Here is a 7,388-nt window from a genome sequence, read left to right on the forward strand (position 1 = left end):
CGATACGGATACCGGGGTCGAGGGCCTTATGCTGGCGGCGGGTCTTTCAGGGCACGGATTCGGCATCGGGCCCGGCGTCGGTCATCTGGTTGCCGATCTTGTGCTTGGCAGGCAGCCGATTACCGAAGTGGCGCAATACCGGCTGGCCCGCTTCCAGGACAGCCAATGGGGCAAGGTCGCCAGCTTCTGATTTGCCAGCGGCTCCTTTTCTGCGATGCCCGATTGACGATCCGCGAAACCTTCTGCCTCTGAATACCGTCACAAAGTGATTTCTGCTGCCTATTGCGCAGATACGGCAAATTCGACCTCGGGGCGAGCGGCATACTTTCGCCGTTTTCGAGTTGAGGATTTTCCGTGACCTAATTCTTTCGATCCTGGGAACGTAACCCTGCCGACCGGCGGTTGGAAGGGCAGCGGCCTCGACAAGGGTCTCGGCCGTGAGGCCCATCTCGCAAATCGGCGAACCAAATCGGTGCTGATCGATCTTTGATCGGCAAGGGAGTTTTTGAATGAAGAGCTACAAGATTGCCCTGGTTCCGGGCGATGGCATCGGCGTCGATGTGACCGACGGGCGATGGTCGCCACAGCCGACCAATCGAAACCACAGCGGATCTAATCGTCGCCATCCCGGAAGTCGGTGGCCTGCATCATCGCTACGAGCGTAGTGCCGCCTAACCCTGGTGCCGGTTCACACCAAGCAGAACATGTGGCTTCGGAGGGACCCGTTTCGCTAAGAATCCGTCGATTCCCCTCTTTTGAGGGTCAGCGACGTCCTACGCCGAGCCCGGCCAACTTTTTTGGCGCCAACGCGGCTCGGTAGAACCAAACGCGCGTGGTTCTGATCTGAAATCGCTGTCCGTAAATCAGAGATTCCGAGTTTTGAACAACCACAGGGAAACGGGCCGACTATCCCGTTGAGGAGGCGGCAATCTCTTCGTCATGGAACAGCCCAATCGCCTTGACCACCGTTCCCCATAGCCACAAGGCGATACAGATCACGATGCCAATCAATGCCGCCGCGATGACCACGACGACCAGAACCGCCGTGATGGCGAGCCCGACCAGGGCACCGACTCCGGCAGCGGTAGCACCGCCGGAGGTGCTGACGGTGGAAATTGTGTTCAGGCACGCGCTCGCGTCGAGGGAGATATCACCTAAATAGCGGAAGATCATCTCTACGATGGCGGACAACATCTTCATGAACACCTTTTTCAAAATTTCACCGATCTTGCCTGCGATCTTGGAAATCGCTTGGGTAACTTTGGGGATCATGATGGCCAATTGCACAACCTTGACCCCCCCCTTGGCGAAGTCGATCAGGGATGTCTTGATAGAGTCCCATTGGCGCCCAATCACCAGGAATCCCGCCACCGTCAACGCGATGGCTCCGAGGAACAGCATCATCGCTTTGGAGGCAGTCTCCACAATTTCGATGAACCGTGCGATGCACATTGCGACTCCGGGCATCGACAGCCCACCCAAAAAGACGATTGCCTGGGCGAAATGATATAGGCAGTCGAACACAATCATCATCGCCACCGCGCTGGCGATGGTAATCCCGGCTAGTTTATATGTGGGGTGTGCGCCGAACTGATTGAGGTCTTTGATGAAGGCGACAATCGAAAACACCGATGCAGGGATGCGCAAGACCGCTCGCAGGATGCGGATGACACTGGTGCAAAAAAAGGCCACTGCCGACGGATTGCCGGCGGGCTCCGCTGCGTCCGCCTGCTTCAAGATGGCGAATTTGTTCTCAACGAACTTCAGCACCAGGTCCAAGGCCATGACAGCCACGGTGCCGGTGATCGGTTGCAACATGGCAACGATCTTGTTGATGCTGGAACCGCTGCCGCCATCATTCGCCTTCTGGATCTCGCTTTCCGCGGCATCACCATCCGCGAAGCTCTTCTCGTCAACCGGATTGGCGGCCGCACCAACAGATTTGGGCTCCGGATCATTGGCGATGCGAATGCTGGCCTCGTGCGCGCGTGAGGTCTGACCGAGGGAAAACAGGCACTTGAAGATGTCGCCGAACTGAAACGCGGGGTTGACGATGGCATCCCGCGCTTCGACCGTGATCAAATCCTTGCCGGTGACGACCTTGTTCAAGATTGAGCCTGCCGCCGCCGTCGGCAGGGTGAGCACGTCCAACAAATCCACCCCCCGTCCGTCCAAGCTGAAGATCTTGAACACCTCGCCGATGAACGGGATTCCAGAGAAGGGAGCGGTCAGGATTTCCTTCATGCAGCGCACAGCGGCGGCTGCGACGCGCAGGATCGCGACGATGATCGCCTCGGTCTTATCGATAGCCAACCGGGCCACTTCCGGCAGGCTGGAGAAGATGCTGGGGATCACACCCAATAAGCTTTTCAGGTCGCGCGGATCCGGGTTGCCATATTCTTTGAGGTAGCGTTGGATCGGCAGGTTAATGCCTTCCCAAAATGCCTTGGCAGTTTCTTCCAACAATCCTTCGAGCGACTCCACCAGCTCTCGCGACGCAGGACTGAGCACATCCTGCTTGAGGTCCGTCATGAACTTTGTGACCACCTCCCAGGCCGCGTGGACCGCATCCATTACCGTGTTCAAGGCGGGGTCGTCGGATGCCAGCATGCGCATCAACTCCGCCGGGCTGGCGATGCCGTCCCGTTCCGCGCGGCCCTGCGCGCCGGTACTTTTCTCCGCCAGTTCGGGGGGCAGGAGAGAAGACAATTGCGTGCCCATGTGATCAGCGAAGGCGGAGATCTGGGAGAACAGATCCTGTGTCCAGGTGACAGCTTTGTCGCCCAGGATCGTGGCCAAGCCGTCCAATCCCTTCAGCGCGAAGGCCCGCAACACATCGTTGGCGCGCATAATGCCGGCCCAGCCAAGCTTCTCTGCCAGAAAACCAAGAACCGCGTCGGCGGCGTTCTTAATCGCCTTGCCGGCCTTGTCCAACAGATTGGAGATCGAACCGATCAGGGATTCGACAGCGTCCAAGGCGTCGGCGGCACGGAAATGCAGATCAACCGTATGGCCGCCGATGGTGAAGTTGATGCGGATGTCGCCACTGGCGCGAATGGTGGAGACCACAAGGCGGGCGACGTCGACCACTTTGTTGCGGACTTGCAGCAGGAAGTCGCCCAACCGCTTGCCGATCTGTTTGAAGAATTCTCCCGCGGTCGAGATGGCGTCTTGCAGGAATTCCAACGGATTTGACAGGTCCCAGTTGCGAACCGTCGTGCTGATCTGTTGGTTGTCATTCACACCGACTTCGAAGGTCTGAACCTTGTCGCCCGTACGTGAGCGTGGGTCGGTCTTGCCAAGGCCGTTTGCTAGGCTGCCGCTGACATCGCGGTACAGGTCGGTCAGTTTTGCCGCTTCGTCGTGGCTCAAACCTTGCGGCAGGATCCCTGCCTCGATCAGGGTGGCTGACGTGGCGCCCTTCATTGCCCCGCTCAAGCGAGGCATAGTGCGGACATCGGGTTGGACCTCTGTCCAAGTGTCGGAGTCCGACGGCCGGACATGGAGCTTGGGCGCGGTTAGCCGGTCCGCTGGCAGACGCACCCGCACAACACCAGTGGCGTCGGCCTCGGCAAGCACACCTTTGCTCGGTGTCAGCAGGTGGGCGTATTGTCCGATATAGGCGACCACCGGGTGGCTCGATTGGATCTCAACTCGAGCGAAGGGCGCTGGGCTGTTCTTAGCGTTCTTCACTACCAGTCTTGCTAGATGACACCGGGTGGCGTCGACGGGATCGCTGTCCTGGCGTGGGACGGCCAGAGTGTCATAGGCCCAAAGGCTGTTCTCGACGCATTGAGAAATGCGTTTGACCTGACGCTCCTTGGTGACAATGAAACACTCCGGTCCGGACAACATCGCCCGTGGCGCGCCGACGGCGACCGCCTCTTCGCCAAGGCAAATCCAATCCTCGAAATCCAAGCCGTGCGCGCCGCTGTCCGCCTTCTGGCGCAAGACCCACATGCGTGTATCTGCATCGGTGGCGAACACAACTAGGTTGTTCGTCGCATCGCGACCGGTGGCTACCGACTTGATGGAAGAAGGCTGCCCCGCCCCGCCGGTAAGCCCAAGGGCTGACAGCTCAGCATCGCCCTGATAACCAGTCAGGTAGGAAAGGTTCCCGCTCTCTCTGTCATGCAACAAAACGCCCCGATCTCCCACGCGGGCTGGCATGGGCAGAAGCCGGTCGCCGGATATCTGACCGTCGAGACCGGACAGGGGAACACTGGTCTCTTCGTCAACTTTCAAAGTCTCATCATCGATGGTCACCGGCCAAATGAACATCTCGTTGGCGTTGCGTGTTGCGATGCGGGCCGTCTCTCCCGCACCACCCGGCAAGAGGCGCAATTCGGAAATACGGTCTGGCCACATCTCGTTGTTCGACTCGCGCCACTCGCCATGACGATTTTGATAAATCAGGAACATCCGGTCGTCTTCCCGACGGCCGCCGGGGTCTGCGGAGATGCCATGCAAGATGTGACGCCCGTCCTTGCCTCGAAACACGGCGATCTGGCGCACGCGATCCAGATGGTTGCGCACCGGGCGCTCATCCAAACGCGCCAGCGCCCACGGATGCCAACCGTCCTCGTCCGTGAACTGCATGGGCAGGACGAACAAAAGGCTCGGATCGTCGTCGCGTTGAAACTGAACAATTGTGTTGATCGCCGGCACAATCCGACCGTCTTGGGTGCGCTGGGTCTGATAGAAGGCGTCGATCCGATCGACCTCTTGCAAGGGAACGGGTGTGCCATCCAACCAGCGCAGGGCGGGCAGATCCGCTTCGTGCAGTTGATAGCCGGTTGAACTTTGTAAATCGGGGCGAATGTGAACCAGCTTGCCGGTCTTGCTCACGGCATCCAAGCGGGCGGTCACCACCTCAACGCAGGAACCCGCCGCGTCCTCTTGGCTGTCGCTGTCTGCGAGCGGGCGCTGCACGACAGCAAACGCGTCCGCCGACACGTCCCCAACCGGTGGGATGGTCCGGCTTAGATGTTCGACCATGGTTTCGGCCGAATACTCAATCGTCACACCCTTGGAGAACTCCGATTTGCGAGCGGCGGTCATGGCGAGATCTCCTTCGGTCGGACGTATGGTTGGGCGGTAGATGGTCTTTCTCGAGTAATTTGTTATTCGGATTTCGTGTACTTGTAACACATGGTCAGGACCTGATAGGGCAGGCGGAGTTTGTCGTCGTGGGTATGGCCGTGGAACTTGTAATCCCCCGGTGTTGCAAAGGCCTTTTTCCAAAGGAATTGGGTGCCGGCCACACCCTGTTCTTTGATTGGCAGAACAATGTCAATCTCGTGGTTGTGAGACGGGAATTTCTTGGCGGGAACCGCTGAACCCGAACCAAGAATTCGGTTATTCGCCCGCTCTTTTGCGGAACGGCCTGATCTGGGAGTTGGCAACCCCATTAGATAACGCCCGCGCACATGGTTGACTATGCGCCATGGCCCCGAGGGGCATTCGTTGCCACCGCTGAAAAAGAACGAAAAACCTTCCGGTAGCTTCTTGGCCGAACCGTCGCTTCCAAAGCCGCCGCCTTTGACTTTCCGACAGGCGAGGAACGCAGCGGTGGGAAAGTCCGGTTCGGCGTGATCGAGCCATTTGTCGCGCCGGTTCTGCAGACTGTTCTCGGTCCTGAGCTTTTGTTTCCGCACGTCCTGGGAAGCGACGGATGTGCTGGCGATGATAGCCTCCGCCAGGTCTTTTGTACTCAGTCGTACATCAACCTTGGGTCCGGCCTTCCGCTCAGGTTCCGAGAAAGTGCCAAAGGTGACGGTGTGATTGTGTCGATAGATCAGCCGCCCATCTTCTGGATAAGTGCTGCCTATGCTCATTCCGTTCAATTCTTTGGGAGCCGGCATGGGCGCGCGACCGTTCAGGCCTTTTTCCATCTCCCATCCGCTGGGGCACCCCTCACCATCTGCAGTGGAGAACAACGAAACCGACTTCACCGGCAATCCTAGAATGACAGCTGCTGCTGACTTTTTGCAAAGCAGGATCTGAGTGATCGGTAAATTGCCGTGTTCGCCAAGCTGAAGTTTGTCGGATGTGGACGCCTTGCCGGATGCAGTTCGGCGGGTCCCACTCTTGCTATCGTCAATCAAGTGATTGTTGTCCCGGGCCAAATCATTTCCGCCACTTGCAAGCGCGATGCTGGTTACTGATGTCCCGATCTTGCCCTTCTGCTTGTGATGGTGCCGCAGGGCAATGTCGTCGTATACCATCGCGGATCCATGGGACAGATCCACTGGCTGGTTGGCGCCGGCGTCGTCCTTGCTCCACCAATCTCTGGCGAGACTCACCGCGGAACTGTGACGGGTGTTGTTGGTGCCAATGACGATCCTGCCCTGGGCTTGCGTAACCTCGACCCAAGTCTCCGGGCAGGTGGAGGAAGAAGTGGTAATAAATGATAGAATGTCGGCCGCGCGCGCTTTCGGCGGGCTATCCAGGATAGAAAGAAAAAAAATAACAACTGCAGCGACTAATATTCTCCACATTAAATCCTCCAATAGGCGTGCTGCGTGGACTTTAATTCAACCCTCATAAAAAGATGCAGTCCAAGATCCGATTAGCGAGACAGATTTTATGTTCAACTTGTTCCACTGTTGCGGGTCGCGGGCCTTGAGCCGACATTCCCCAGATTATTCCCAAACTCAGCTCGGATGGTATGCGAGCAGGTCTCGCCGCGCAATCATAAATGGCATTTATCTTTCGACCACTGGATGGGCATTGTCAGACCAAATTGCCTCGAGGCAACGGGCAACGGTATATAACTTTGACGGATGAGAAACCCTTTCCAATATTTCAACAATTCGCCCGAGATCATCCGGCTCGCGGTCATGATGTCCGTGAGATAGCCGCTGTCGCTCCGCCAGCTCGATCCTCTCCGTGAAACCGGGCGCGGAGGGATTGCCGCCGGCTTTGCATACTGCGTCCGTATCAGTGACCCATCGGGGGGATGGGGGCATACCCTGGCCATCTCGGGCCGGGGCCATCTCGACCCGACGCCAGGCGCGCTTTTCGGAGCCAAGCATTTTCTGCCGATGTTTGCCAAACGCTGGCGCGCTTTGCGTCCGGGAGGACTTCAGGCATGGAGTGCCGGGTTCGAAAGCCGGTCGCGCTGGTCGATGGGCCGGCAAACGCCGATGGAACGGACGCGTATTCTCTCTCCGCGCCCATCTCGGGCGCTTACCGAGGAAACCCTGCGCCGGGCGCGGGAGTTGCTGCCGGCCTTGCGCGACATTCCGGTGGAGGCGATCTGGGCAGGCTATGTCGACAGCACCCCTGATGGTGTGCCCGTGATCGATACGGATACCGGGGTCGAGGGCCTTATGCTGGCGGCGGGTCTTTCAGGGCACGGATTCGGCATCGGGCCCGGCGTCGGT

3 protein-coding genes and 1 pseudogene are annotated in these 7,388 nt (G+C 58.5%); 2 read left to right on the top strand and 2 right to left on the bottom strand.

Translation table 11 applies throughout. The features are described from left to right. Positions 1 to 190 (top strand): annotated as a pseudogene (locus ABJO75_RS07690) (D-amino-acid oxidase); the annotation flags it as partial. Positions 191 to 906: 716 nt separating this feature from the next. Here ABJO75_RS07690 and ABJO75_RS07695 read toward each other — a convergent pair. Together ABJO75_RS07695 and ABJO75_RS07700 are read right to left on the bottom strand one after the other, a co-directional pair. After that, positions 907 to 4,932, bottom strand: a complete 4,026-nt coding sequence (locus ABJO75_RS07695; RefSeq protein WP_348432406.1) for a hypothetical protein — start codon at positions 4,930 to 4,932, stop codon at positions 907 to 909. 191 nt (positions 4,933 to 5,123) lie between these two features. After that, the gene (locus ABJO75_RS07700) at positions 5,124 to 6,500 is read right to left on the bottom strand and encodes a hypothetical protein (protein ID WP_348432407.1); all 1,377 of its coding nucleotides are present in this window, start codon (positions 6,498 to 6,500) and stop codon (positions 5,124 to 5,126) included. Positions 6,501 to 7,046: 546 nt separating this feature from the next. Here ABJO75_RS07700 and ABJO75_RS07705 point away from each other — a divergent pair. Continuing rightward, positions 7,047 to 7,388, top strand: a 342-nt coding sequence (locus tag ABJO75_RS07705; RefSeq protein WP_348432408.1) for an FAD-binding oxidoreductase, incomplete at its 3' end; no start/stop codon positions are given.

Source organism: Sedimentitalea sp. (assembly GCF_039973035.1).
Taxonomy (GTDB): domain Bacteria; phylum Pseudomonadota; class Alphaproteobacteria; order Rhodobacterales; family Rhodobacteraceae; genus Sedimentitalea.

What these genes read in the sequence shown, in the direction of transcription:
- ABJO75_RS07700 (WP_348432407.1), bottom strand. Translation starts at nt 6,500, where the DNA reads ATGTGGAGAATATTAGTCGCTGCAGTTGTTATTTTTTTTCTTTCTATC.